The organism is Actinocatenispora thailandica (assembly GCF_016865425.1).
Taxonomy (GTDB): domain Bacteria; phylum Actinomycetota; class Actinomycetes; order Mycobacteriales; family Micromonosporaceae; genus Actinocatenispora; species Actinocatenispora thailandica.
This window is the reverse complement of the sequence record NZ_AP023355.1, coordinates 5,913,529-5,936,534: the sequence shown is the minus strand read 5'-3', so window position 1 is coordinate 5,936,534 and position 23,006 is coordinate 5,913,529. Positions and strand designations below refer to the sequence as shown.

Annotated in this window: 34 protein-coding genes and 4 pseudogenes; 35 read left to right on the top strand and 3 right to left on the bottom strand. The window is 69.1% G+C overall.

Annotation, left to right across the window (positions count from 1 at the left end):
* Positions 1–196: 196 nt before the first annotated feature.
* The 33 genes and pseudogenes from rpsJ (at position 197) to truA (ending at position 19,053) form a co-directional block, all read left to right on the top strand.
* Positions 197–505 (top strand): 30S ribosomal protein S10, encoded by a 309-nt coding sequence (rpsJ, locus tag Athai_RS26550; protein ID WP_007073037.1) that lies wholly within the window; start codon positions 197–199, stop codon positions 503–505.
* Positions 506–517: 12 nt separating this feature from the next.
* Positions 518–1,183 (top strand): 50S ribosomal protein L3, encoded by a 666-nt coding sequence (rplC, locus tag Athai_RS26545; protein ID WP_203964017.1) that lies wholly within the window; start codon positions 518–520, stop codon positions 1,181–1,183.
* Complete coding sequence (gene rplD, locus Athai_RS26540; RefSeq protein WP_203964016.1) at positions 1,180–1,842, top strand: 50S ribosomal protein L4; 663 nt, start codon at positions 1,180–1,182, stop codon at positions 1,840–1,842. The genes rplC and rplD overlap by 4 nt, the downstream gene beginning before the upstream one ends.
* Complete coding sequence (gene rplW, locus Athai_RS26535) at positions 1,839–2,147, top strand: 50S ribosomal protein L23 (RefSeq protein ID WP_203964015.1); 309 nt, start codon at positions 1,839–1,841, stop codon at positions 2,145–2,147. The genes rplD and rplW overlap by 4 nt, the downstream gene beginning before the upstream one ends.
* A gap of 57 nt (positions 2,148–2,204) precedes the next feature.
* The gene (gene rplB, locus Athai_RS26530; protein ID WP_203964014.1) at positions 2,205–3,041 is read left to right on the top strand and encodes a 50S ribosomal protein L2; all 837 of its coding nucleotides are present in this window, start codon (positions 2,205–2,207) and stop codon (positions 3,039–3,041) included.
* Positions 3,042–3,049: 8 nt separating this feature from the next.
* A complete protein-coding gene (rpsS, locus tag Athai_RS26525) occupies positions 3,050–3,331 on the top strand; it encodes a 30S ribosomal protein S19 (RefSeq protein WP_030446764.1) in 282 nt (93 codons plus the stop codon).
* 64 nt (positions 3,332–3,395) lie between these two features.
* Positions 3,396–3,875, top strand: a pseudogene (rplV, locus tag Athai_RS26520) (50S ribosomal protein L22); the annotation flags it as partial.
* An 80-nt stretch (positions 3,876–3,955) separates the two neighbouring features.
* Positions 3,956–4,792: a 30S ribosomal protein S3 gene (gene rpsC, locus Athai_RS26515; RefSeq protein WP_203964012.1), complete on the top strand. Its 837-nt coding sequence runs from the start codon at positions 3,956–3,958 to the stop codon at positions 4,790–4,792.
* 3 nt (positions 4,793–4,795) lie between these two features.
* Positions 4,796–5,220 (top strand): annotated as a pseudogene (rplP, locus tag Athai_RS26510) (50S ribosomal protein L16).
* Positions 5,220–5,450: a 50S ribosomal protein L29 gene (rpmC, locus tag Athai_RS26505; protein ID WP_030446768.1), complete on the top strand. Its 231-nt coding sequence runs from the start codon at positions 5,220–5,222 to the stop codon at positions 5,448–5,450. Before rplP ends, rpmC begins: the two are co-directional and overlap by 1 nt.
* Complete coding sequence (rpsQ, locus tag Athai_RS26500) at positions 5,450–5,722, top strand: 30S ribosomal protein S17 (RefSeq protein ID WP_203964011.1); 273 nt, start codon at positions 5,450–5,452, stop codon at positions 5,720–5,722. The genes rpmC and rpsQ overlap by 1 nt, the downstream gene beginning before the upstream one ends.
* A gap of 90 nt (positions 5,723–5,812) precedes the next feature.
* Entirely contained in the window at positions 5,813–6,181 is a 369-nt protein-coding gene (gene rplN, locus Athai_RS26495; protein ID WP_030446770.1) for a 50S ribosomal protein L14, read from the top strand.
* Positions 6,182–6,185: 4 nt separating this feature from the next.
* On the top strand, positions 6,186–6,500 hold the full coding sequence (gene rplX, locus Athai_RS26490) for a 50S ribosomal protein L24 (protein WP_203964010.1): 315 nt from the start codon (positions 6,186–6,188) through the stop codon (positions 6,498–6,500).
* On the top strand, positions 6,500–7,069 hold the full coding sequence (rplE, locus tag Athai_RS26485) for a 50S ribosomal protein L5 (protein ID WP_203964009.1): 570 nt from the start codon (positions 6,500–6,502) through the stop codon (positions 7,067–7,069). The genes rplX and rplE overlap by 1 nt, the downstream gene beginning before the upstream one ends.
* A gap of 1 nt (position 7,070) precedes the next feature.
* Positions 7,071–7,256 carry a type Z 30S ribosomal protein S14 gene (locus Athai_RS26480; RefSeq protein WP_030446773.1) on the top strand — a complete coding sequence of 62 codons (186 nt, stop codon included), beginning with the start codon at positions 7,071–7,073 and terminating at the stop codon, positions 7,254–7,256.
* Between the two features lie 71 nt (positions 7,257–7,327).
* Entirely contained in the window at positions 7,328–7,735 is a 408-nt protein-coding gene (rpsH, locus tag Athai_RS26475) for a 30S ribosomal protein S8 (RefSeq protein WP_030446774.1), read from the top strand.
* A gap of 15 nt (positions 7,736–7,750) precedes the next feature.
* Entirely contained in the window at positions 7,751–8,287 is a 537-nt protein-coding gene (gene rplF, locus Athai_RS26470; protein ID WP_203964008.1) for a 50S ribosomal protein L6, read from the top strand.
* Complete coding sequence (gene rplR / locus Athai_RS26465) at positions 8,287–8,682, top strand: 50S ribosomal protein L18 (RefSeq protein WP_203964007.1); 396 nt, start codon at positions 8,287–8,289, stop codon at positions 8,680–8,682. Before rplF ends, rplR begins: the two co-directional genes overlap by 1 nt.
* A 63-nt stretch (positions 8,683–8,745) precedes the next feature.
* A complete protein-coding gene (gene rpsE, locus Athai_RS26460) occupies positions 8,746–9,345 on the top strand; it encodes a 30S ribosomal protein S5 (protein WP_203964006.1) in 600 nt (199 codons plus the stop codon).
* Between the two features lie 14 nt (positions 9,346–9,359).
* Positions 9,360–9,542, top strand: coding sequence for a 50S ribosomal protein L30 (rpmD, locus tag Athai_RS26455; RefSeq protein WP_030446778.1), 183 nt, complete (start codon positions 9,360–9,362; stop codon positions 9,540–9,542).
* A gap of 2 nt (positions 9,543–9,544) precedes the next feature.
* Positions 9,545–9,988, top strand: coding sequence for a 50S ribosomal protein L15 (gene rplO / locus Athai_RS26450; RefSeq protein ID WP_203964005.1), 444 nt, complete (start codon positions 9,545–9,547; stop codon positions 9,986–9,988).
* A gap of 141 nt (positions 9,989–10,129) precedes the next feature.
* Positions 10,130–11,515 carry a preprotein translocase subunit SecY gene (gene secY / locus Athai_RS26445; protein WP_420829802.1) on the top strand — a complete coding sequence of 462 codons (1,386 nt, stop codon included), beginning with the start codon at positions 10,130–10,132 and terminating at the stop codon, positions 11,513–11,515.
* 275 nt (positions 11,516–11,790) lie between these two features.
* Positions 11,791–12,444, top strand: a complete 654-nt coding sequence (locus Athai_RS26440; protein ID WP_203964003.1) for an adenylate kinase — start codon at positions 11,791–11,793, stop codon at positions 12,442–12,444.
* 57 nt (positions 12,445–12,501) lie between these two features.
* On the top strand, positions 12,502–13,338 hold the full coding sequence (gene map / locus Athai_RS26435) for a type I methionyl aminopeptidase (protein WP_275422573.1): 837 nt from the start codon (positions 12,502–12,504) through the stop codon (positions 13,336–13,338).
* A 306-nt stretch (positions 13,339–13,644) separates the two neighbouring features.
* Entirely contained in the window at positions 13,645–14,070 is a 426-nt protein-coding gene (locus Athai_RS26430) for a DUF1707 SHOCT-like domain-containing protein (protein ID WP_239157180.1), read from the top strand.
* Positions 14,071–14,275: 205 nt separating this feature from the next.
* Complete coding sequence (infA, locus tag Athai_RS26425; RefSeq protein WP_030446784.1) at positions 14,276–14,497, top strand: translation initiation factor IF-1; 222 nt, start codon at positions 14,276–14,278, stop codon at positions 14,495–14,497.
* 151 nt (positions 14,498–14,648) lie between these two features.
* On the top strand, positions 14,649–14,762 hold the full coding sequence (rpmJ, locus tag Athai_RS26420) for a 50S ribosomal protein L36 (protein WP_021596712.1): 114 nt from the start codon (positions 14,649–14,651) through the stop codon (positions 14,760–14,762).
* 149 nt (positions 14,763–14,911) lie between these two features.
* Positions 14,912–15,292 carry a 30S ribosomal protein S13 gene (gene rpsM / locus Athai_RS26415; RefSeq protein ID WP_203964002.1) on the top strand — a complete coding sequence of 127 codons (381 nt, stop codon included), beginning with the start codon at positions 14,912–14,914 and terminating at the stop codon, positions 15,290–15,292.
* Positions 15,293–15,323: 31 nt separating this feature from the next.
* Positions 15,324–15,725 carry a 30S ribosomal protein S11 gene (rpsK, locus tag Athai_RS26410; RefSeq protein ID WP_030446786.1) on the top strand — a complete coding sequence of 134 codons (402 nt, stop codon included), beginning with the start codon at positions 15,324–15,326 and terminating at the stop codon, positions 15,723–15,725.
* A gap of 16 nt (positions 15,726–15,741) precedes the next feature.
* Positions 15,742–16,368, top strand: a complete 627-nt coding sequence (gene rpsD, locus Athai_RS26405; protein WP_203964001.1) for a 30S ribosomal protein S4 — start codon at positions 15,742–15,744, stop codon at positions 16,366–16,368.
* A gap of 142 nt (positions 16,369–16,510) precedes the next feature.
* Entirely contained in the window at positions 16,511–17,533 is a 1,023-nt protein-coding gene (locus tag Athai_RS26400; protein ID WP_030446788.1) for a DNA-directed RNA polymerase subunit alpha, read from the top strand.
* Positions 17,534–17,649: 116 nt separating this feature from the next.
* Entirely contained in the window at positions 17,650–18,138 is a 489-nt protein-coding gene (rplQ, locus tag Athai_RS26395; protein WP_203964000.1) for a 50S ribosomal protein L17, read from the top strand.
* A gap of 81 nt (positions 18,139–18,219) precedes the next feature.
* Positions 18,220–19,053 (top strand): tRNA pseudouridine(38-40) synthase TruA, encoded by an 834-nt coding sequence (gene truA / locus Athai_RS26390; protein ID WP_203963999.1) that lies wholly within the window; start codon positions 18,220–18,222, stop codon positions 19,051–19,053.
* 81 nt (positions 19,054–19,134) lie between these two features.
* Here truA and Athai_RS26385 read toward each other — a convergent pair whose 3' ends face one another.
* The 3 genes and pseudogenes from Athai_RS26385 to Athai_RS26380 all read right to left on the bottom strand — a co-directional run.
* Entirely contained in the window at positions 19,135–19,641 is a 507-nt protein-coding gene (locus tag Athai_RS26385; protein WP_203963998.1) for a GNAT family N-acetyltransferase, read from the bottom strand.
* A gap of 633 nt (positions 19,642–20,274) precedes the next feature.
* Entirely contained in the window at positions 20,275–21,006 is a 732-nt protein-coding gene (locus Athai_RS34465; RefSeq protein ID WP_239157179.1) for a DUF7873 family protein, read from the bottom strand.
* A gap of 139 nt (positions 21,007–21,145) precedes the next feature.
* Positions 21,146–22,021: pseudogene (locus Athai_RS26380) on the bottom strand (DMT family transporter); the annotation flags it as partial.
* Between the two features lie 44 nt (positions 22,022–22,065).
* On the opposite strand from Athai_RS26380, the pseudogene Athai_RS26375 reads away from it, so the two are divergent.
* Together Athai_RS26375 and Athai_RS26370 are read left to right on the top strand one after the other, a co-directional pair.
* Positions 22,066–22,242: pseudogene (locus Athai_RS26375) on the top strand (helix-turn-helix domain-containing protein); the annotation flags it as partial.
* A gap of 172 nt (positions 22,243–22,414) precedes the next feature.
* A complete protein-coding gene (locus tag Athai_RS26370) occupies positions 22,415–22,996 on the top strand; it encodes a LysR family transcriptional regulator substrate-binding protein (protein ID WP_239157472.1) in 582 nt (193 codons plus the stop codon).
* The last annotated feature ends 10 nt before the right edge of the window (positions 22,997–23,006 follow it).

Sequence of the window (23,006 nt, the reverse complement as noted above, 5' to 3'; positions counted from 1 at the left end):
GATCCTTCCGTTCCCGGGCGGATCCATGACCTTGAATCGGCGACACGCCCGACCGCGGGGGTCGGCCGAACCGGTTCTCCGGTCGGCTGAAGAAGGACCACAGGAGCCTCAGGTCGGGACTCCAGGGCAGTCGGAAAGATCGGTTGCCCCGATTCCCGGCCAGGCAGCGGCACGAGAGAAGGAATCAGAAGCCACCATGGCGGGACAGAAGATCCGCATCCGGCTGAAGGCCTACGACCACGAGGTCGTCGACTCCTCGGCGCGAAAGATCGTCGAGACGGTGACGCGCACCGGGGCGCAGGTCGCTGGCCCGGTGCCGCTGCCCACGGAGATCAACCGTTTCTGCGTCATCCGCTCGCCGCACAAGTACAAGGACTCGCGCGAGCACTTCGAGATGCGTACGCACAAGCGGCTGATCGACATCATCGACCCGACTCCGAAGACCGTCGACTCGCTGATGCGGCTGGATCTTCCGGCTGGCGTCGACATCGAGATCAAGCTGTAGGGATCGCAGACGATGGACAGGCAAGTCAAGGGAATCCTGGGCACCAAGCTCGGTATGACCCAGGTCTGGGACGAGTTCAACCGGGTCGTGCCCGTGACCGTGGTGCAGGCCGGGCCGTGCGTCGTCACCCAGGTCCGTACCCAGGACAAGGACGGCTACTCGGCCGTGCAGCTGGCGTTCGGTTCGATCGACCCGCGCAAGGTGAACAAGCCGCGGGCCGGCCACTTCGCCAAGGCGGGCGTCACACCCCGGCGGTACGTCGTGGAGATCCGCACCAGTGATGCCGCCGAGTACGAGCTGGGCGCCGAGGTCACGCTGAGCGACTTCGAGGGCGTCCGCCTGGTCGACGTGACCGGCCGGACCAAGGGCAAGGGCTTCGCCGGTGTGATGAAGCGGCACGGCTTCCACGGCCTGAAGGCCTCGCACGGCGTCGAGCGCAAGCACCGCTCGCCGGGCTCGATCGGCGGCTGCGCCACTCCGGGCCGCGTCTTCAAGGGCGTGCGGATGGCTGGCCGGATGGGCTCCGACCGGTTCACCGCGCAGAACCTCTCGATCGTCGACGTCGACACGGAGAACAACCTCCTGCTGGTCAAGGGCGCGATCCCCGGCCCGGCGAACGGGCTGGTGCTGATCCGCACCGCGGCCAAGCAGGCGCTGCGCAAGGGCGGTGTCAAGTGACTGAGGTGAAGGTACTGGACCGCGAGGGCAAGGACGCCGGTTCGGCCGACCTGCCCGGCGACATCTTCGACGTCCAGGTGAACATCCCGCTGATGCACCAGGTCGTGGTGGCACAGCTGGCCGCGGCCCGGCAGGGTACGCACAAGGCCAAGACCCGCGGCGAGGTCGCCGGCGGCGGCAAGAAGCCGTACCGGCAGAAGGGCACCGGCCGGGCTCGTCAGGGCTCGACCCGCGCGCCGCAGTTCGCCGGTGGTGGCACCGTGCACGGCCCCGTACCGCGGGACTACACGCAGCGCACCCCGAAGAAGATGAAGCGCGCGGCGTTGCGCGGCGCGCTGTCCGACCGGGCGCGTGCCGAGCAGGTGTTCGTGGTCTCCTCGCTGGTCGAGGGCGACGCACCGAGCACCAAGAGCGCGCTGACCGCGCTGCGCCAGGTGACCAAGGCCGCCCGGGTGCTGGTCGTGGTCGCCCGCGAGGACGAGCTCACCTGGAAGAGCCTGCGCAACGCCCCCGAGGTGCACCTGCTCGCCGCGGACCAGCTCAACACGTACGACGTGCTGGTCAACGACGACGTGGTGTTCGTCGGCGACGCGCTGGACGAGTTCCTCGGCGTGCAGGGGCACGGTTCGGCCTCGGCGAGTGAGGAGGAGCAGGCATGAGTGGCGTGAGCTTCAACGACCCGCGCGACGTCATCGACCGGCCGGTCGTCTCGGAGAAGAGTTACGGCCTGCTGGACCAGAACAAGTACACGTTCCTGGTCCACCCGGACTCGAACAAGACGCAGATCAAGATCGCGATCCAGCAGATCTTCAACGTGAAGGTGCTGTCGGTCAACACGATCAACCGGCAGGGCAAGCGCAAGCGCACCCGGACCGGTTTCGGGAAGCGCAAGGACACCAAGCGGGCGATCGTGACCCTCGCTCCGGGCGACCGGATCGAGGCGTTCGGCGGCCCGGTTTCCTGACAGCGGCGCGCCGGTACCGAATCTGATGGACACCGGCCTTGAGGTAGAGAGAGAACGATGGGCATCCGCAAGTACAAGCCGACCACGCCGGGTCGTCGCGGCTCGTCCGTGGCCGACTTCGCGGAAATCACGCGAAGCACGCCGGAGAAGTCGCTGCTGCGTCCGCTGCACAACAAGGGCGGTCGCAACGCGCAGGGCAAGATCACCCAGCGTCGGCAGGGTGGTGGGCACAAGCGGCAGTACCGCCTGATCGACTTCCGTCGCAACGACAAGGACGGCATCCCGGCCAAGGTCGCGCACATCGAGTACGACCCGAACCGCACCGCCCGCATCGCGCTGCTGCACTTCGCCGACGGCACCAAGCGCTACATCCTGGCTCCTCGCGGGCTCGGCCAGGGCGCGCGGGTCGAGTCCGGCCCGGCCGCCGACATCCAGCCCGGCAACAACAAGCCGCTGCGCAACATCCCGGTCGGTACCACGGTGCACGCCGTGGAACTGCGGCCCGGCGGTGGCGCGAAGCTGGGCCGGTCCGCCGGCGCCAGCATCCAGCTGCAGGCCAAGGAGGGCATGTACGCCACGCTGCGGCTGCCTTCCGGTGAGACCCGGATGGTCGACGTGCGGTGCCGCGCCACGATCGGCGAGGTCGGCAACGCCGAGCAGTCGAACATCAACTGGGGCAAGGCCGGCCGGATGCGCTGGAAGGGCCGGCGGCCGAAGGTTCGTGGTGTCGCGATGAACCCGGTTGACCACCCGCACGGCGGTGGTGAGGGCAAGACCTCCGGTGGTCGTAACCCGGTCAACCCGAACGGTAAGCCCGAGGGCCGGACCCGGCGTCAGGGCAAGGAGTCCGACCGGCTCATCGTCCGTCGTCGTTACGCCAACCGGAAGCGCTAGGAGTAGGGATGCCTCGCAGCCTCAAGAAGGGCCCGTTCGTCGACGACCACCTGATGAAGAAGGTGGAAGTCCAGAACGACAAGGGCACCAAGAACGTCATCAAGACCTGGTCTCGCCGGTCCACGATCACGCCCGAGATGCTCGGCCACACGATCGCGGTGCACAACGGCCGCAAGCACATCCCGGTGTTCATCACCGAGGCGATGGTCGGGCACAAGCTCGGCGAGTTCGCGTTGACCCGGACGTTCAAGGGTCACGAGAAGGACGACAGGAAGAGCCGGCGTCGCTGACCTGCGGGTCGCCCAATGACGCTGACGTACGAATCGATACGAGGAAACGAGCAAGGGGACAGCGATGCCAACTAAGGGCGACGCTACTGCGCCTCCCGGCGCGCGGGCGGTTGCGCGACACGTGCGCACCTCGCCGATGAAGGCGCGCCGTGTGGTCAACCTCGTTCGCGGGATGTCCGCGAAGGAGGCCCTCACGGTGCTCAAGTTCGCCCCCCAGGCAGCCAGCGAGCCGGTCTACAAGGTGGTTGCCTCCGCGATCGCCAACGCCGAGAACAACGAGCGGCTGGACCCGGATTCGTTGCTCATCAGCGAGGCGTACGTCGACGAGGGGCCGACACTGCGGCGCTTCCGTCCGCGTGCCCAGGGTCGGGCGTACCGGATCCGCAAGCGCACCTGCCACATCACGATCGTGGTGGAGAGCGTGCAGGCGGCGCCGGCGGACCGGAAGGGCGCCAAGAAGGCGGCGGCGAAGAAGGCCGCGCCGGCGAAGAAGGCGGCCGAGCCGGCGGCGAGCGCCGAGGGCGAGGCTACGACGGCCGCGGCGGCAGAAGCCACGACGTCGGCAGCTACGACGGCCTCCGCGGAGAAGAACGCGTCGGCCGGCGAGAAGGAGAGCGCGGAGTAATGGGTCAGAAGGTCCACCCGCACGGGTTCCGGCTCGGTATCAGCACCGACTGGACCTCCCGGTGGTACGCGGACAAGCTGTACAAGGACTACGTCGCCGAGGATGTCAAGATCCGTCGGATGATCTCCGGTGGCCTGGAGCGGGCCGGTATCTCCCGGGTCGACATCGAGCGCACCCGGGACCGGGTCCGCGTCGACATCCACTCCGCGCGGCCCGGCATCGTCATCGGCCGCAAGGGCGCCGAGGCGGACCGCATCCGCGGTGAGCTGGAGAAGCTGACGAAGAAGCAGATCCAGCTCAACATCCTCGAGGTCAAGAACCCCGAGTCGGACGCGCAGCTCGTCGCGCAGGGCATCGCCGAGCAGCTGGCCCAGCGGGTCGCGTTCCGGCGGGCGATGCGCAAGGCGATCCAGTCGGCCATGCGCAACCCGCTGGTCAAGGGCATCCGGGTGCAGTGCGGCGGCCGCCTCGGCGGCGCCGAGATGTCCCGCTCGGAGTTCTACCGCGAGGGTCGGGTGCCGCTGCACACGCTGCGCGCCAACATCGACTACGGCTTCTTCGAGGCCCGGACGACCTTCGGCCGGATCGGTGTGAAGGTCTGGATCTACAAGGGCGAGGCCGTGCCCGGTCGCGAGCAGCCGGAGGTTCCGTCCGGTCGTCCGCGTCGGGACCGCAACGACCGTCCGCGGCGCACCCGTTCGGGTTCGTCCGGCACGACCGCCGGCGGTACCGAGGCGGGTCGCGCGGCTGCGGCCGAGCGTCATGGTGGTCGCCCGGCGCCCGAGCCGGCTGCAACGTCGACGGCCCCCGCGGCCGAGAAGAGTCAGGAGGGCTGAGCAATGCTGATTCCGCGTAAGCCCCGAAGGGCTTCCGGAAGCCGCATCACCCGACGCGCCGCGGCAAGTCCAAGGGCGGTACCCGGGTGGCGTTCGGTGAGTTCGGCATCCAGGCGCTGGAGCCGGCGTACGTGACGAACCGGCAGATCGAGGCCGCGCGTATCGCCATGACCCGGCACATCAAGCGTGGCGGCAAGGTCTGGATCACGATCTTCCCGGACCAGGCGCTGACGAAGAAGCCGGCCGAAACCCGGATGGGTTCCGGTAAGGGTTCGCCCGAGTGGTGGGTCGCCAACGTCAAGCCCGGCCGGGTGATGTTCGAGCTGTCGTTCCCGAACGAAGCGGTAGCGCGTGAGGCGCTGACCCGCGCGATCCACAAGCTTCCGATGAAGTGCCGGATCGTGAAGCGCGAAGTGGGTGAGGTCTGATGGCGGCTGGTACGCCTTCCGGTGAGCTGCGCGAGCTCGGCGACGAGGAGCTCGCGACGAAGCTCGGCGAGGCCAAGGCGGAGCTGTTCAACCTCCGCGTGCAGGGTGCCACCGGGCAGCTGGACAACAACCGTCGGCTCCAGGTGGTACGCCGGGAGATCGCCCGGATCTACACGATCATGCGTGAGCGCGAGCTCGGCCTCAGCGCTGCGCCCAGCGAGGTTGCGTGATGAGCGAGCAGACGACAGAGCAGCGTGGCCGCCGCAAGGTCCGTGAGGGCCTGGTGGTCAGCGACAAGATGGACAAGACCGTCGTGGTCGCCGTGGAAGACCGGGTCAAGCACCCGCTCTACGGCAAGGTCATGCGACGGACCAACAAGCTCAAGGCGCACGACGAGCAGAACCAGTGCGGTGTCGGCGACCGGGTGCGTCTGATGGAGACGCGTCCGCAGTCGGCGACGAAGCGGTGGCGGATCGTCGAGATCCTGGAGAAGGCCAAGTAAAGCGAGCCGCCGTGACCCGGAAACGGGCTGCGGCGGGACGTTCCGCCAGGCTTCGCGTCAGCGGAGGACCGGCAGACATCAGGAGTTGACGTGATTCAGCAGGAGTCGCGACTGCGCGTCGCCGACAACACGGGTGCCAGGCAGATTCTGTGCATCCGGGTGCTCGGCGGCTCCGGTCGGCGCTACGCGAGCATCGGCGACGTCATCGTGGCCACCGTCAAGGACGCGATCCCGGGCGCCGGTGTGAAGAAGGGCGACGTGGTCAAGGCCGTCGTCGTCCGCACCGCCAAGGAGAAGCGCCGGCCGGATGGCTCGTACATCCGCTTCGACGAGAACGCAGCGGTCCTGATCCGGGACGGCGGGGACCCTCGGGGTACCCGCATCTTCGGGCCGGTCGGCCGGGAACTGCGCGACAAGAAGTTCATGAAGATCATCTCCCTGGCACCGGAGGTGTTGTAGGACCATGAAGGTCAAAAAGGGCGACACGGTCCTCGTCATCGCCGGCAAGGACCGGGGCGCGAAGGGCAAGGTCATTGCGGCCTACCCGGAGCAGAACCGGGTTCTCGTCGAGGGCGTGAACCGAGTCAAGAAGCACACGAAGATCCAGACGTCCCAGCGCGGTTCCCAGAGTGGTGGCATCGTCACCCAGGAGGCGTCGATCCACGTCAGCAACGTGATGGTGGTCGACGGCGACGGGAACGCGACCCGTGTGGGTTACCGCAAGGACGAGTCCGGGCGCAACGTGCGGATCTCCCGGCGCTCCAAGAAGGACCTGTGATGTCGACGGCAACTGATGAGAAGGTCACCCCGCGCCTGAAGGAGCGGTACCGGGCGGAGATCGCGGGCGGGATGGTCGAGAAGTTCGGCTACACCAACCCGATGACGGTTCCCGGTCTGGTGAAGATCGTCGTCAACATGGGTGTCGGCGACGCGGCCCGGGACGCCAAGCTGATCGACGGTGCGGTGCGCGACCTGACCGCGATCACCGGCCAGAAGCCGCTGGTGCGTCGGGCGAAGAAGTCGATCGCGCAGTTCAAGCTGCGTGAGGGGATGCCGATCGGCGCGAAGGTGACGCTGCGCGGCGACCGGATGTGGGAGTTCCTGGACCGGCTGCTGTCGATCTCGCTCCCGCGCATCCGTGACTTCCGCGGCCTGTCGGCGAAGCAGTTCGACGGGCACGGCAACTACACGTTCGGTCTCACCGAGCAGTCGGTCTTCCACGAGATCGACCAGGACAAGATCGACCGTGTGCGCGGTATGGACATCACCGTGGTGACGTCCGCAACGACCGACGAGGAGGGCCGGCACCTGTTGCGGCTGCTGGGCTTCCCGTTCAAGGAGAACTGACATGGCCAAGAAGGCGCTAGTCATCAAGGCGGCGCGGAAGCCGAAGTTCTCCGCGCGTGCGTACACTCGCTGCCAGCGTTGCGGTCGCCCGCGGGCGGTCTACCGCAAGTTCGGGCTGTGCCGGGTGTGCATCCGTGAGATGGCGCACCGCGGCGAGCTTCCCGGTGTGTCCAAGGCGTCCTGGTAACAGCCGACGCTGGATAAGCAACGCCACAGGCCCGTGAGGCGGGAACCGGGGCGAGGAAGGCACCACATCACATGACGATGACCGATCCGATCGCAGACATGTTGACCCGTCTGCGTAACGGCAACCAGGCATACCACGATGTCGTGGCGATGCCCTACTCGAAGATCAAGGCGAACATCGCCGAGGTCCTCAAGCAGGAGGGCTACGTCACGGGCTGGTCCGTCGAGGAACCGGCCGAGGGTACCGTCGGCAAGAAGCTGAGCGTCGAGCTGAAGTTCGGCCAGAACCGGGAGCGCAGCCTCGCCGGTATCCGTCGGGTCTCCAAGCCGGGCCTGCGGGTGTATGCGAAGGCAGACGAGCTGCCCCGGGTGCTCGGCGGTCTGGGCGTCGCGATCATCTCGACGTCGCAGGGGCTGCTGACCGACAGGCAGGCTCGCAAGCGCGGCGTGGGCGGGGAAGTCCTCGCCTACGTCTGGTAAGGGAGTTGCTGAGCCATGTCTCGGATTGGACGTAAGCCGATCCCGGTCCCGGCCGGTGTGGACGTCAAGATCGACGGCGCCACGGTCGCGGTCAAGGGCCCGAAGGGCGAGCTGTCGCACACGCTCGTCGAACCGATCACCGCACGCGTCGAAGACGGCACCATCTACGTGGAGCGGCCGAACGACGAGCGTCGTTCGCGCGCCCTGCACGGGCTGTGCCGGACGCTGGTGAACAACCTGGTCGTCGGTGTGACGACCGGATACGAGAAGGTGCTGGAGATCCAGGGCACCGGTTACCGGGTGCAGGCCAAGGGCCAGGACCTGGAGTTCGCGCTCGGGTTCTCGCACCCGGTCGTGGTTTCGGCGCCGGCCGGCATCACGTTCAGCGTGCAGAAGCCGACCCAGCTGACGGTCTCGGGCATCGACAAGCAGCAGGTCGGTGAGATCGCGGCGAACATCCGCAAGATCCGGCCGCCGGAGCCGTACAAGGGCAAGGGTGTGCGGTACCAGGGCGAGAACGTTCGTCGCAAGGCTGGAAAGGCGGGTAAGTAATGGCTGCCACACTGGCCAACCGCAACTCGGCGAAGGGCGGTGCGGCGGCGCGCCGGATTTCCCGGAACCGTCGGCACTTCCGGGTGCGCAAGCGGGTGACCGGCACCGAGGTTCGTCCTCGGCTGGTCGTGACCCGTTCGCTGCGGCACATCTACGCGCAGGTCATCGACGACACCAAGGGCCACACGCTGGTCGCGGCGTCGACGCTCGATGGCACCCTGCGCAGCGCCGATGGCGACAAGAAGGACCAGGCCCGCAAGGTCGGCGAGCTGCTCGCCGAGCGGGCGAAGGGCGCGGGTGTGACCAAGGTGGTCTTCGACCGGGGCGGCAACGCCTACCACGGTCGGGTTGCCGCGCTTGCCGACGCCGCTCGGTCCGGTGGCTTGGAGTTCTAGGAAACCGACCAGCATCGGGCCCGACCGGTCCGGTGACGAGGGACTTAAGAAAGGTAGCGCCTGATGGCAGGTCCGCAGCGCCGTGGCGGATCCGGCGATAACCGCCGGGATCGCCGGGATGGCGGCCGTGGCGGCGCGGCCGCGGAGAAGACACCGCACCTCGAGCGGCTCGTCAAGATCAACCGCGTCGCCAAGGTCGTGCGAGGTGGTCGACGCTTCAGCTTCACCGCGCTGGTCGTGGTGGGCGACGGCGACGGCACCGTCGGTGTCGGATATGGAAAGGCCAAGGAGGTGCCCGCGGCGATCGCCAAGGGCGTCGAGGAGGCCAAGAAGCACTTCTTCAAGGTGCCGCGCATCGGTGCGACGATCACCCACCCGGTGATCGGCGAGGATGCGGCCGGCGTCGTGATGCTGAAGCCGGCCAGCGCCGGTACCGGGGTGATCGCGGGCGGCCCGGTGCGTGCCGTGCTGGAGTGCGCCGGTATCCACGACGTGCTGTCCAAGAGCCTGGGTTCGTCCAACCCGATCAACATCGTGCACGCCACCGTGGCAGCCCTGAAGGGCCTGGAGTCTCCGGAGCAGGTGGCCGCGCGCCGTGGCCTGCCGCTGGAGGACGTGGCTCCAACCGCGATGCTGCGGACCCGTGCGGGCCTGGCGAGCTGAACGGGAGACATGACATGGCACGCCTGAAGGTCACCCAGGTCCGGTCCGTGATCGGGTCGAAGCAGAACCAGCGCGAGACGCTGCGCAGCCTCGGCCTGAAGCGGATCAACGACGTGGTGGTCAAGGAGGACCGTCCGGAGATCCGGGGCATGGTCCGTACCGTGACCCACCTCGTGCAGGTTGAGGAGGTGGAGTAGCGATGGCGCTCAAGGTGCATCACCTGCGCCCGGCTCCGGGTGCGAAGACCGCGAAGGTGCGGGTCGGCCGCGGTGAGGGCTCGAAGGGCAAGACCGCCGGCCGCGGTACGAAGGGCACCAAGGCCCGGAAGAACGTGCCGGCGTACTTCGAGGGTGGGCAGATGCCCATCCACATGCGGCTGCCGAAGCTGAAGGGCTTCAAGAACCGGTTCAAGGTCACCTACCAGGTGGTCAACCTGGACCGGCTGGCCGCGCTGTTCCCGAACGGCGGCGAGATCGGCCCGGTCGAGCTGGCGAAGGCGGGCGCGGTGCGTGCCGGCGAGCCGGTGAAGGTGCTGGGTTCCGGCGACCTCGGTGGCGTCAAGCTCCAGGTGCGGGCGCACGCGTTCAGCGGCTCCGCCAAGGAGAAGATCGCCGCCGCCGGCGGTTCGGTCACCGAGCTGTAAGTGAAGCATTTTGCCGCGCCGTTGTGAGCCTCACCAGGGGCTTCACAACGGCGCGGTCTCATGTCGGTGCGGAAGTGCCCGGCACGGATACCGCCGTAAACGCCCGTACTGTTAGAGTCGCCCCCGGACCCCGGCCATGCCGTGGGCGAAGGTCTCGACACGCACCGCCGCGTCGGCGGTCAGTCTGCGCAGGAGGAACAGTTGCTCTCCGCCTTTGTCAGTGCGTTCAGAACGCCTGACCTGCGCAAGAAACTGCTGTTCACGGTCTTCATCCTGGCCATCTTCCGGCTCGGGGCCGCGCTGCCGAGTCCGGGCGTGTCGTACACCAACGTGCAGACCTGCATCGGCATCGCGTCGAAGTCCGGCGGTACGCAGGACGTCTTCACCCTGCTGAACCTCTTCTCCGGTGGCGCGCTGTTCCAGCTGAGCGTGTTCGCGCTGGGCATCATGCCCTACATCACCGCGAGCATCATCCTGCAGCTGCTCACCGTGGTGATCCCTCGGTTGGAGCTGCTGAAGAAGGAAGGCCAGTCCGGTCAGGCGAAGATCACCCAGTACACGCGGTACCTGACGCTGGGGCTCGCGGTGCTGCAGGCGTCCGGCTACATCGCGCTGGCCGAGTCGGGCCAGCTGTTCGGCAACCAGTGCCCGGACCCGATCATCCCGACCGTCGGCCCGCTGCCGCACTGGCTGACGCTGGTGATGATCGTGACCACGATGACCGCCGGTACCGGCTGCATCATGTGGCTGGGTGAGCTGATCACCGATCGCGGTGTCGGCAACGGCATGTCGGTGCTGATCTTCACCAACATCGCGGCCCGGATGCCCGCCGAGGGCTGGACGATCCTGAAGAAGGGCACGCTGACCTTCGCCATCGTGCTCGGCATCGGTGTCGTGGTGATCGCCGCGGTGGTCTTCATCGAACAGGCCCAACGCCGCGTCCCGGTGCAGTACGCGAAGCGCATGATCGGCCGCCGGATGTTCGGCGGCACCTCGACCTACATTCCGCTGAAGGTCAACCAGGCCGGCGTCATCCCGGTGATCTTCGCGTCGTCGCTGCTCTACCTTCCGCAGCTGGTCACCCAGCTGGCCGGGTCGAACAGCACGAACCCGGTGGTCGTGTTCATCAACCGGTACATCACCCAGCAGGACAACTGGGTGCACATCGTCTTCTACTTCCTGCTGATCATCTTCTTCACGTACTTCTACGTCGCGATCACGTTCAACCCGACCGAGGTCGCGGACAACATGAAGAAGTACGGCGGTTTCGTGCCCGGCATTCGTCCCGGCCGACCGACCGCCGAGTACCTCGACTACATCCTGAGCCGGATCACCCTGCCCGGTTCGCTCTACCTGGGCATCATCTCCGTCCTGCCGAACCTGTTCATCGGCCTGGTCGGCGGTAACGTCCAGAACTTCCCCTTCGGTGGTACGGCCGTGCTGATCATGGTCGGCGTGGGCCTGGAGACTGTGAAGCAGATCGAGTCGCAGCTGATGCAGCGCAACTACGAAGGGTTCCTCCGGTAGTGTCGCCGCGCAGCGGGGCAGCGGCGACGGTGCCGGCAGAGCGGATCGAGGTGACGGGCGTGGACGAGCGTCGGCAGATTGGTCCTGCCCGGCCGGAGCGAAGCGGAGGGCGGGCATGAGCGAGCGCGAGCGAGCGAATCATGGGCGTCGCGGTCTCGTGTCTCATGCCCGGCCGGAGCGAAGCGGAGGGCGGGCATGAGCGAGCGCGAGCGAGCGAATCATGGGCGTCGCGGTCTCGTGTCTCATGCCCGGCCGGAGCGAAGCGGAGGGCGGGCATGAGGTTGGTGCTGGTGGGTCCGCCCGGGGCGGGCAAGGGGACCCAGGCCGAGTTCATCGCCGCGCACCTGTCGGCGCCGAAGATCTCCACCGGTGACATCCTGCGGGCCAACGTCGCCGAGGGCACCGAGCTGGGCCGCGAGGCCAAGGGCTACATGGACTCCGGCGAGCTGGTCCCCGACCAGGTCGTGATCAACATGGTGCGGGATCGGCTGGCCGAGCCGGACGCCGAGGACGGGTTCCTGCTGGACGGCTTCCCGCGCACGGTGCCGCAGGCGCAGGAGCTGGACAAGATGCTCGCCGACCTGGGTACCGGCCTCGACCTGGTGCTGGAGCTGGTGGTCGAGGAGGAAGAGGTGATCCGGCGGCTCTCCGGCCGGCGCACCTGCCGCGGTTGCGGCAAGATCTGGCACGTCGAGTTCGACCCGCCGGCGGTGGACGGGGTCTGCGACCGGTGCGGCGGCGAGCTGTTCCAGCGCGACGACGACAAGCCGGAGACCATCGCCGAGCGCCTCCGGGTGTACGCGCGGGACACCCAGCCGCTGGTGGCCTACTACGGCGCCCAGGGCAAGCTCGTCGGCCTCGATGCGGTCGGGCCGGTCGAGGACGTGACCCAGCGCGCGTACGACGCTCTCGCGTCCTACGGCGGCTGACAGACCGTCCGGGACGGCGCCGGCCCGAGCCGGTTGCCGTGCCGGTACGCACAACCCGTGAGGACCACTTTGTTCGCCAAGCAGCAGATCCAGCTCAAGACGCCGGAACAGATCCAGATGATGCGGCGGGCCGGTCTGCTCGTCGCGGACACGCTGGCGAAGGTCCGGGCCGCGGTGGCGCCCGGGGTGTCGACCGCGGAGCTGGACGAGCTGGCCGAGGAGAACATCCGGGCCAACGGCGGGATCCCGAACTTCAAGGGCTACTACGGCTATCCGGCGACGATCTGTGCGTCGGTCAACGACCAGGTCGTGCACGCGATCCCGAGCCGCAAGAAGGTGCTGGCCGAAGGCGACATCATCTCGATCGACGCCGGCGCGATCATCGCCGGCTGGCACGGCGACTCGGCGATCACCGTACCGGTGGGTGCGGTCGATCCGGCGCTGCTGCGGATGATCGAGGTCGCCGAGGACGCGATGTGGGCCGGCATCGCCGCCGCCGGTACCGGGAAGAAGCTCACCGACATCTCCGCCGCGGTGGAGCGCACCGTTCGTGCCGGTGGTTCGTACGGCATCGTCGAGGGGTACGGCGGGCACGGCATCGGCACCGAGATGCACCAGGATCCGCACATCCTCAACTACGGCAAGCCGGGGCGCGGCCCGAAGCTCGTGACCGGGATGGCGCTGGCCATCGAACCGATGATCACGATGGGTTCGGCGGACGTGGTGGAGCAGGACGACCAGTGGACGGTGGTGACCGTCGACGGGTCCCGGGCCGCGCACGTCGAGCATTCGGTGGCGCTGTGCGACGACGGCCTGTGGGTGTTGACCGCGGTCGACGGGGGCCGGGCCCGGCTGGGGTCGCTGGCCTCCGCCCGCGCCGATTCGGACGGCTGACCTTGCGGGGCCCGCTGATCGGCCCCGCCGAACGGCCTCGCCGGCGGAGCGCACCGGCCGGCAGTGCGCACCGGCCGGCAGTGCGCACCGGCCGGCAGTGCGCACCGGCCGGCAGTGCGCACCGGCCGGCAGTGCGCACCGGCTGGCAGTGCGCACCGGCCGGCGGATCATGCCGGCCAGCGGATCACGCCGATCGGCTGAGCGGCGTCGGCCGGCGGTGCCGTCTGCGTCGACTGAGAGGTCACTGAGCTGGCGAGCTGGCCAAGGTAAGCGCTTTCCCGCTTTTGCCGCCGTACGATGGACATGGTGGCTCTGCAGCGCGGGGAGGGGGCGGCCGTGGACCGGCAGGACATGCGGGTTTCCGATGCCGAGCGGCAGGAGGTCGCCGAGCGGCTGCGCACCGCGCTCGGCGAGGGCCGGCTCGAGCTCGACGAGTACGACCAGCGGGTGCAGTCTGCGTATCAGGCGAAGACCTATCGCGAGCTGGCGCCGCTGACCGCGGACCTGCCCGACGTGCCGATGCCGATGCCACCGGTGGAAGGGCGGGTGCGGGAGCAGCAGCGATCCGCCCATCCGAACCGGACGGTGGCGCTGCTCTCGGTCGTTTTCGTGTTCATCGGGCTGAGCGTGTTGCTCTCGGTGGCCAGCGGTGGGGTGTTGGTGCCGTTCTGGCCGCTGTTCATCTTCGGGTTCTGGGGTCTGGCCCGCTCGGGGCGGTACGGGAGGCGTTGACCACCCCTGCTGGCAGGCGAGCTGGCGGCGGGCTAAGATATCCGGTGGCGCACAGCGCCCGTCCCTTCGTGTCCGGAATTCGAACACGCCATGAACCCGTCTCCTGCGAGGCGGGTGGTGTCGTTTCGGCTGGTCAGCTGAGGGGCGCGGCTGAGGGTGTTGTACGTCGACCATAGGATCCGACTCGTCACGGTTAGCGGAGGACATGCCGAAAAAGGACGGCGCCATCGAGATCGAGGGCCGTGTCGTCGAGCCCCTGCCGAACGCGATGTTCCGCGTGGAGCTCACCAACGGTCACCGGGTGTTGGCACACATCAGCGGCAAGATGCGGCAGCACTACATTCGCATCCTGCCGGAAGACCGAGTCGTCGTGGAGCTCTCTCCCTACGACCTGACTCGGGGTCGCATCGTCTACCGCTACAAGTAGCCCGCCCGTCGGGCTGCTTCGAGCGACGGGGCAACCGAGCCACGGTTCGGAGACCTCGTCATCAGCTCGCTGACGCGGATCCACGTGTCCGTGATCGAAGCGCGTCTCCGCATGCGCGGCGGCGAGGATCGCAACAAGGAAGCCAACAACCGTGAAGGTAAAGCCGAGCGTCAAGAAGATCTGCAACAAGTGCCGGGTGATCCGTCGCCACGGCCGGGTCATGGTGATCTGCTCCGACCCGCGCCACAAGCAGCGTCAGGGCTGAACCCGCAGCACCCAGCGGATCGACAACGCTGACCACAGAAAGGCCCGTTCACAGTTCACCCCCGGCCCGGAGGCTGGGGCCCCGCTCATTGGGCGGGCGGGGACGGACGGGCGCAGACCTCCGGATGGACACGAGGAGTACGCCCAGCAATGGCACGTCTGGTTGGCGTCGATCTCCCCCGCGAAAAGCGGCTGGAGATCGCGCTCACGTACATCTACGGGGTGGGCCGGACCCGCGCGGCGGAGACGCTAGCGAAGACCGGCGTCAGCCCCGACAAGCGCGTCCGTGACCTCACCGACGAGGAGCTGGTGCAGCTCCGTGACTGGATCGAGGCCAACTACCAGGTAGAGGGCGACCTTCGCCGCGAGGTTGCTTCGGACATCAGGCGCAAGATCGAGATCGGTTGCTACCAGGGCATCCGGCACCGTCGCGGCCTGCCCGTCCGCGGGCAGCGGACCCGTACCAACGCGCGTGGACGCAAGGGTCCCAAGCGCACCGTCGCCGGCAAGAAGAAGCCCGGCAAGAAGTAGTAGCCACCTCGATTAGGAGAGACATACAGGTATGCCGCCCAAGGCGCGCGCCGGTGCCAAGAAGGTACGGCGCAAGGAGAAGAAGAACGTGGCCCACGGCCACGCCCACATCAAGAGCACGTTCAACAACACGATCGTGTCCATCACCGACCCGACCGGCGCGGTGATCTCGTGGGCGTCGTCCGGGCAGGTCGGTTTCAAGGGCTCCCGCAAGTCGACCCCGTTCGCGGCGCAGATGGCGGCCGAGGCCGCCGCCCGCCGTGCGATGGAGCACGGCATGCGCAAGGTCGACGTGTTCGTCAAGGGTCCCGGTTCCGGCCGGGAGACCGCGATCCGGTCGCTGCAGGGCGCCGGGCTCGAGGTCGGTTCGATCCAGGACGTCACGCCGCAGCCGCACAACGGATGCCGTCCGCCGAAGCGGCGCCGGGTCTGAGGGGGAGCAGAGAATCATGGCTCGTTACACAGGCGCGGACTGCCGCCGGTGCCGTCGCGAGAAGATGAAGCTGTACCTCAAGGGCAGCAAGTGCGAGGGCCCGAAGTGCCCGCTGGAGTCGCGTCCCTACCCGCCCGGCCAGCACGGCCGCGGTCGGCTCAAGGAGACCGAGTACCTGCTCCAGCTGCGTGAGAAGCAGAAGGCCAAGCGGGTCTACGGCGTGCTCGAGAAGCAGTTCGTCCGGTACTACGACGAGGCGAACCGGCAGAAGGGCAAGACCGGTGAGGCGCTGCTGCAGCTGCTGGAGATGCGGCTGGACAACGTGCTCTACCGGGCCGGTTACGCGAAGTCGCGCGACATGGCCCGCCAGCTGATCCGGCACGGCCACATCGTGGTGAACGGCCGCAAGGTCGACATCCCGTCGTACCAGGTCTCCGAGCACGACATCGTCGAGGTCCGGGAGAAGTCCCGCGAGCTGACGCCGTTCGTGGTCGCGCGGGCCGAGGCCGGCGAGAAGACGGTCCCGGCGTGGCTGGAGGCCATCCCCGGCCAGATGAAGGTTCTGATCCACTCGACGCCGGCCCGGCAGGTCATCGACACGCCGGTGCAGGAGCAGCTCATCGTCGAGTACTACTCGAAGTAACACCGGTGGCAGCGGGGTCGTGACTCGCCGGTCGGTTTCCGGCCGGCGGATCGCGACCCGCCCGGGGCCGACGGTCCCGGGCGCCACGGCGTGAAGTTTGCGGCGTCATATGGCGGGCGCCCGACTTAGAAGGAGATTCACCGTGCTCATCACCCAGCGGCCGTCGCTGTCCGAGGAGTCGATCGTCGAGAACCGCTCGCGGTTCACGATCGAGCCGTTGGAGCCCGGCTTCGGGTACACCCTCGGCAACTCGCTGCGGCGTACCCTGCTCAGCTCGATTCCCGGCGCCGCCGTCACCAGCATCAAGATCGACGGCGTGCTGCACGAGTTCACGACGATCCCCGGTGTCAAGGAGGACGTCGTCGACCTGGTGCTGAACATCAAGGAGCTGACCGTCAGCTCCGAGCACGACGAGCCGGTCACCATGTACCTGCGCAAGCAGGGCCCCGGCCCGGTCACCGCGGGCGACATCCAGCCGCCGGCCGGCGTCGAGGTGCACAACCCGGACCTGCACCTGGCCACCCTGAACGACAAGGGTCGGCTGGACATGGAGCTGGTCGTCGAGCGTGGCCGCGGGTACGTGACCGCGGCGCAGAACAAGCAGCAGGGTCAGGAGATCGGTCGGATCCCGGTCGACTCGATCTACTCGCCGGTGCTGAAGGTCAGCTACCGGGTCGAGGCCACTCGTGTCGAGCAGCGCACCGACTTCGACAAGCTGATCCTGGACGTCGAGACGAAGAACTCGATCTCGCCGCGTACCGCGCTGGCGTCCGCCGGTTCGACCCTGGTCGAGCTGTTCGGGCTGGCCCGCGAGCTGGACGAGGCGGCCGAGGGCATCGACATCGGCCCGTCGCCGCAGGACGCGCAGCTCGCGGCCGACCTGGCGCTGCCGATCGAGGAGCTGGACCTGACCGTCCGGTCGTACAACTGCCTCAAGCGCGAGGGCATCAACAGCGTCGGTGAGCTGCTGTCCCGGACCGAGGCCGACCTGCTGGACATCCGGAACTTCGGTCAGAAGTCGATCGACGAGGTCAAGATGAAGCTGGCCGGTATGGGGCTGGGCCTGAAGGACCAGGCTCCCGGGTTCGACCCCGCCAGCGTCGCGGAGAGCTTCGCCGAGCCGGACTACGACGGCAACGACTACCGCGAGACCGAGCAGCTGTAGCCGCGCGCCGCGGCGGAGCCCGTCTCCGTCACGGTTCGCACCGGAGCAGCACTGAGCTGGAGTACTTCGCCGGCAAGGGGCACCCCCGAGCCGCACTGGAATAAGGAGCCTGAGAAATGCCCAAGCCGACCAGGGGTGCCCGCCTGGGTGGTAGCCCGGCCCACGAGCGGATGCTGCTGGCGAACCTGGCGACGTCGCTGTTCAAGCACGGCCGGATCACCACCACCGAGGCCAAGGCCAAGCGGGTCCGCCCGCTGGCCGAGCGGATGGTGACCTTCGCCAAGCGCGGCGATCTGCACGCGCGTCGCCGGGTTGCCACCGTCATCCGTGACAAGGACGTGGCGTACCAGCTGTTCGCCGAGATCGCGCCGCGGTTCACCAGCCGGCCGGGTGGCTACACCCGGATCGTGAAGGTGGGCCCGCGCAAGGGTGACAACGCGCCGATGGCCGTCATCGAGCTGGTCGAGGAGCTGGCCGAGCCGACGAAGCCGGCGCGCGCCTCCCGCCCGGCGAAGAAGCAGGACACCGCCGCGGCGCTGGCACCGGAGGAGTCGACCCCGGCCGCCGAGGCCGCCGAGTCCGACGAGAGCAAGACCGAGGAGTAGACCTCCTCGACGCACGATGCCCGAGCCCGTCACCCCGGTGGTGACGGGCTCGGTGCGTACCGGGAAGTGAAGGTGGTGGCGGTGCGGCTGCGGTTGCGGGTGGCGTACGACGGGACCGGGTTCTCCGGGTGGGCGGTGCAGCCGGCGCGGCGCACCGTGGCCGGTGAGCTGACCGCGGCACTGGGCCGGCTGTTCGGACCGGTGACCGGGCTGACCGTGGCCGGCCGTACCGACGCCGGCGTGCACGCCACCGGGCAGGTCTGCCACCTCGACGTACCGGACGAGCAGTGGCAACGGGTGGCCACCGCCCGGGGCACCGGCGAGCCGGACCCGACGGTGCTGGTACGGCGGCTCGCCGGGGTGCTGCCGCCGGACGTCCGGGTGCCGGGCGTCGAGGTCGTCGACGACCGGTTCGACGCGCGGTTCTCCGCCCTCCGCCGGCACTACCGGTACCGGATCACCGACGACCCGGCCGGGCCGCCGCCGCTGCGCCGGTTCGACACGCTGGGTTGGCCGCGACCGCTGGCCCACGACGCGATGGCGGCCGCCGCGCCGGGGCTGCTCGGCGAGCACGACTTCGCCGCGTACTGCCGGCGCAAGCCGGACGCGACCACGATCCGCGAGCTGCAGCGGCTCGACGTGTCCCGGGCCGGCGACGGCGTGATCGGTGTCGCGGTCTCGGCGGACGCGTTCTGCCAGGCGATGGTGCGCAGCCTGGTCGGCGCGCTGCTGGCGGTCGGGGAGGGTCGGCGTCCGGTGGACTGGCCGGCGAGCCTGCTGACCCGGTCCGATCGGGCCAGCGAGGTCACCGTGGCACCGGCGCACGGGCTGACGCTGGTCGGCGTGGACTATCCGGCCGATCCGGCGCAGTGGTCCAGCCGGGACGCGGCCACCCGCCGCCGCCGCGACGGGTAGCTGGTTCGGGCGCCGCCACGTGGCTGACCGCCGGGCGGTCGAGTCGGGGCACCTCGGCTGGGGCGCCGGCCGTCGGCGCGGTCAGGGGCGAGGCAGGGTGTAGAGCACGAAGTGCTCGCCGCGGTGCCGGATCGGGCGCGGATCGCTCATCCCGAGCCGCTCCATCACCGCCCGGGAACGGCCGTTCTCCGGCTCGGTGAACGCGACGATCTCGTCGGCGCCGAGCTCACCGAAGCCGACGTCCAGGCCGGCCCGGCCGATCTCGGTGGCGTAGCCGCGGCCCCAGTACCGGGCCCGCACGATCCAGCCGATCTCCAGCCGGCGGGCGCCGTCGACGTGCTGGTACGACAGGCCGCCGCGGCCCATCAGCTCGCCGCTGACCCGGTGGTACGCGATCCACTTGTGCACGCCGTCGCGCGCCCAGCCGGCGGCCATCTCGTCGGCGGTCGCCTGCGCCTCCGGCAACCGGAGCCGGCCGAGATGCCAGATTGCGACCGGTTCGTCGGCGTGCAGCCGCCACAGGTCGACCGCGTGCGCCGGCCCGATCGGCTCCAGCCGAAGGCGCTGCGTGAAGTACCGATCCACCATCCGCCGACCGTAGCGCGCCGGTGGCCCGGTCGACACCGGATATCCGCCCTGGCGCGAAGGAGGACCCGGCGGAGTAGCCATCCGCCGGGTCCAGTGGGAATGCAACTGCTCTACCGGATTGAGCTACCAGCGCAACCGCCGGGGAGGACTCGAACCTCCAACCCGTTGCTCCATAACCCTCGCCGACTTTCCCGCGCCGACACGTTTAAGAGCCGGATCATCTTCACGACCCATGACTCTTCCATTGAGTCTACCGCCCGATGGGAAACCGTTGCGCCGCAACGGTTTCGAGTGGCCGGGCGGGCCGGATTCGAACCGGCAACCTGGGTCTACGTCCTGGCTCCCTCGATTCGACGCTCGGCGAAATGCTGAAACTGGAGCGATAGCGTGAACGTGAGTCGGTCTCCGGGACTGCCTCTGCCAGTTGGGCTATCCCGTCCTGGGTGACGGGAGGAGGACTCGAACCTCCACTGTGGACCCGGAGCCTGGAACGCGCGGGATTCCCGCCCGCGCGACCCTGGTTCAGGCTGAGCATCAGTCTCAGTCTGCGCTCCTTGGCGCGCGGTCAGCATAACCCGCGCGGCCAAGCCGTTCGAGCGCATTCGGCCCGCGCGACGGCGCCGAACGGGCCGGTCAGCCGAAGAGGTAACCGAGGACGCGCTCGCCGACCTTGCGGTCCTCCACCTCGGTGCCGTTCGCGTCCTCGCGGGCGAACTTGATCGCCGCCTGCAGCTTCTCCAACCGGTCCAGCAGCTCGTTGATCCGGCTGGCCGGCAGCGCTCCGGAGAACTTCACGGTGCGCCAGTAGCCCACGGTCACGTCCTCGTGGTACACCTCGACCTGTGCCGGGTGCTTCTCGGTCGCCTCCGCCTTGACGTGGTTGCGCGGCACCTTGCGGGTGCGCAGCGTCTGCACCGGTTCGGTGGCGAAGCAGTCCGCGGACGCGTCGTAGTTCCACGTCTCGGCGGCGTCCAGCGCCGGCAGCTTGCGGACGAACGTGTGCAGGTCGACCAGCTGCTTCTCCAGGAACAGCAGGTAGGTCACCGGCACCTCGGCGAGGATCGTCCGGCCGTCGACGACCACGTCGGCGCGGGCCGTGCAGTTCGCCCAGTCCTTCGTCGCGGTCACGTCGAACAGCTTGGTGAGGATGCGCGAGGTCTCCCGGATCACCTCCTCGGCCTTCACCTGGACCCGGGTCGACTCCGGTGGCAGCCGCTCACCCTCCTCGTCCTTCGGCTGGTACGTCCGGGAGATGCCGGACAGCGCCGCCTGCTTCTGCAGGGCGTGGTGGCTCGCGGTGAGTTCGGCGAACGAGCGGCTCTTGACGCCCTTCTCCACGGCGATGATCTGGTTCAGCTTCGTCATCGGGTCTGCCTTCGTCCATCCGGTCCCCGTCCGCGACGAGGATTGCTGGTTCGGCGTCGGAGGCTACCGCCCGCGGGCAACCGGCCGGCACCCGTTTTCCGTTGCGGCGCCCCGTTGCCCGCCACTGCACCAGCAGTACGCCGGCGAGGATCAGGGCGCCGCCGGCCAGGTGCCGGGCGGCGAGCGACTCGCCCAGCAGCAGCGCGCCGAGCAGCGTCGACCAGACCGGCGTCAGGTACGTGACGGTCGAGGCCACGGTCGCCCCGGCGGTACGGATCACCGTCAGGTTCAGGATGTAGGCGATGCCGGTACCGAGGGCGCCGAGCGCCAGCAGCGCACCGGCCGCGATCGGACCGGGCCACCGCGGGGCTTCGCCGGACAGCGGCGCGAGGACCGCGAGTTCGGCGGTGGCGCAGACCATCTGGACCGTACTGAGGCCCGTCGCGGACGCGGACCGGTGCGCGAGGAAGCGGCGCGTGTAGGCGAACCCCGCGCCGTACAGCACGGTCGAGGCGACGCAGGCGAGCGCGCCGGCGAGGGTGCCGCCGGGCAGCCCGCGCCACACCCCGAGCAGGACCAGCACCCCGCCGAGCCCGACGCCGAGCCCGGCGGCGCGGCGACCGGTGAGCCGCTCGGCCGGGACCAGCGCGACGGCGAACGCCATCGTGGCGAGCGGGGTGACGGCGTTGCACAGCCCGGCGAACACCGACGAGACGTGCGTCTCGCCGAAGGCGACGAGGGTGAACGGCACGGTGTTCAGCAGCAGCGCCACCACCAGGCCGTGCAGCCAGGTCACCGGGTCACGGCCGGGGCTCTCCCGGCGTACCAGGCAGACCAGGGCGAGGGTGAGCGCGCCGGTCAGGCAGCGGACGAACGCGAGCCAGGGTGGCGGCAGGCCGCCGTCGACCGCCAGCTTGATGAAGGTGAAGCTGGCGCCCCAGATCATCGAGACGAGCAGGAACCCGGGTACCCAGCGGGGGATTCGCACGCCGGCGATCGTCGCCGGATGCGGCATCATGAGTCCAACAAGTCGTGTCGACCGACTCATGAGGACCACTCATGGACATCAGCGTGCCGCAGCTCCGAGCCTTCCTGGCGGTACTCGACGAGGGCGGGTTCGGCGCCGCCGCGGACCGGCTCGGCATCAGCCAGTCCGCGGTGTCGCACAACGTCGCCGCGCTGGAGCGGGTGCTCGGCGGGCCGGTGGTCGAACGAACCGGGCGGATCCGGCCCACCGCGTTCGGCGAGAGCATCGTGCCGGCGGCCCGGGAGGTGGTCGGCGCGGCGGGCCGGATCGGCGCGATCGCCGCGCGCCGGGACGGCAGCCCGGCCGGTACCGTCCGGCTCGCCGCACCGCCGACCGCCTGCCAGGGGCTGCTGCCCGGGCTGCTGGCGCTGGTGTACCGAGCTGCCCCGGATCACCGTCACCCTGTTCGAGGGGGAGGACGACGAGATCGCCGGCTGGCTGGACACCCGCACCGTCGAGCTGGCGGTACTGGTCGACCCGCCGGCCGGCCGCGGCGTGCTGCTGGCGTCCGACGCGTTCTGCGCGCTGCTGCGCCGGGACCATCCGCTCGCCGGCGAACCATCGGTCACCGTCGGTGACCTGGACGACGACCCGTTCCTGCTGTCCCGTGGCGGCTGCGAGCGCCACATCCGGCGGCTGTACCGGTCGGCGCGGGTGCCGTTCGCGCCCGCGCACCGGGTCCGGGAGATGGGCACCCTGCTCGCGATGGTGCGGGCCGGCGTCGGCGTCTCGATCGTGCCGGACCTCGCCGGGTCGATGCTCGACGGCGACCTGACCCTCGTCCCGGTCCGGCCGCGGCGCACCCGGCGGTTGGTACTGGCCGCCGCGCCGGACGCGGATCCGGCCGCCGCCGCGCTGCTCGCCGCCGCCCGCGGCCGTACCGTGGGACCCGACCCGGCCCGGTCCGGCGGACGTGCCGGCGCCCCCATCGACGCGGGCCGGAACGTCGGAGCAGCGCAGTAGTCTCGGCGGT

Coding starts and splice junctions, on each gene's coding strand:
- rplR (WP_203964007.1), top strand. CDS start 8,287: ATGGCTGCCACACTGGCCAACCGCAACTCGGCGAAGGGCGGTGCGGCG.
- Athai_RS26440 (WP_203964003.1), top strand. CDS start 11,791: ATGAGGTTGGTGCTGGTGGGTCCGCCCGGGGCGGGCAAGGGGACCCAG.
- rpmD (WP_030446778.1), top strand. CDS start 9,360: ATGGCACGCCTGAAGGTCACCCAGGTCCGGTCCGTGATCGGGTCGAAG.
- Athai_RS34465 (WP_239157179.1), bottom strand. CDS start 21,006: ATGACGAAGCTGAACCAGATCATCGCCGTGGAGAAGGGCGTCAAGAGC.
- infA (WP_030446784.1), top strand. CDS start 14,276: ATGCCGAAAAAGGACGGCGCCATCGAGATCGAGGGCCGTGTCGTCGAG.
- rpsS (WP_030446764.1), top strand. CDS start 3,050: ATGCCTCGCAGCCTCAAGAAGGGCCCGTTCGTCGACGACCACCTGATG.
- rplC (WP_203964017.1), top strand. CDS start 518: ATGGACAGGCAAGTCAAGGGAATCCTGGGCACCAAGCTCGGTATGACC.
- rpsC (WP_203964012.1), top strand. CDS start 3,956: ATGGGTCAGAAGGTCCACCCGCACGGGTTCCGGCTCGGTATCAGCACC.
- rplO (WP_203964005.1), top strand. CDS start 9,545: ATGGCGCTCAAGGTGCATCACCTGCGCCCGGCTCCGGGTGCGAAGACC.
- rplE (WP_203964009.1), top strand. CDS start 6,500: ATGTCGACGGCAACTGATGAGAAGGTCACCCCGCGCCTGAAGGAGCGG.
- rpsJ (WP_007073037.1), top strand. CDS start 197: ATGGCGGGACAGAAGATCCGCATCCGGCTGAAGGCCTACGACCACGAG.
- rpsQ (WP_203964011.1), top strand. CDS start 5,450: ATGAGCGAGCAGACGACAGAGCAGCGTGGCCGCCGCAAGGTCCGTGAG.
- rplX (WP_203964010.1), top strand. CDS start 6,186: ATGAAGGTCAAAAAGGGCGACACGGTCCTCGTCATCGCCGGCAAGGAC.
- rplQ (WP_203964000.1), top strand. CDS start 17,650: ATGCCCAAGCCGACCAGGGGTGCCCGCCTGGGTGGTAGCCCGGCCCAC.
- rpsH (WP_030446774.1), top strand. CDS start 7,328: ATGACGATGACCGATCCGATCGCAGACATGTTGACCCGTCTGCGTAAC.
- Athai_RS26480 (WP_030446773.1), top strand. CDS start 7,071: ATGGCCAAGAAGGCGCTAGTCATCAAGGCGGCGCGGAAGCCGAAGTTC.
- rplF (WP_203964008.1), top strand. CDS start 7,751: ATGTCTCGGATTGGACGTAAGCCGATCCCGGTCCCGGCCGGTGTGGAC.
- rplW (WP_203964015.1), top strand. CDS start 1,839: ATGAGTGGCGTGAGCTTCAACGACCCGCGCGACGTCATCGACCGGCCG.
- rpsD (WP_203964001.1), top strand. CDS start 15,742: ATGGCTCGTTACACAGGCGCGGACTGCCGCCGGTGCCGTCGCGAGAAG.
- rpsK (WP_030446786.1), top strand. CDS start 15,324: ATGCCGCCCAAGGCGCGCGCCGGTGCCAAGAAGGTACGGCGCAAGGAG.
- rpsE (WP_203964006.1), top strand. CDS start 8,746: ATGGCAGGTCCGCAGCGCCGTGGCGGATCCGGCGATAACCGCCGGGAT.
- Athai_RS26385 (WP_203963998.1), bottom strand. CDS start 19,641: ATGGTGGATCGGTACTTCACGCAGCGCCTTCGGCTGGAGCCGATCGGG.
- rpmC (WP_030446768.1), top strand. CDS start 5,220: ATGGCGGCTGGTACGCCTTCCGGTGAGCTGCGCGAGCTCGGCGACGAG.
- rplB (WP_203964014.1), top strand. CDS start 2,205: ATGGGCATCCGCAAGTACAAGCCGACCACGCCGGGTCGTCGCGGCTCG.
- rpsM (WP_203964002.1), top strand. CDS start 14,912: ATGGCACGTCTGGTTGGCGTCGATCTCCCCCGCGAAAAGCGGCTGGAG.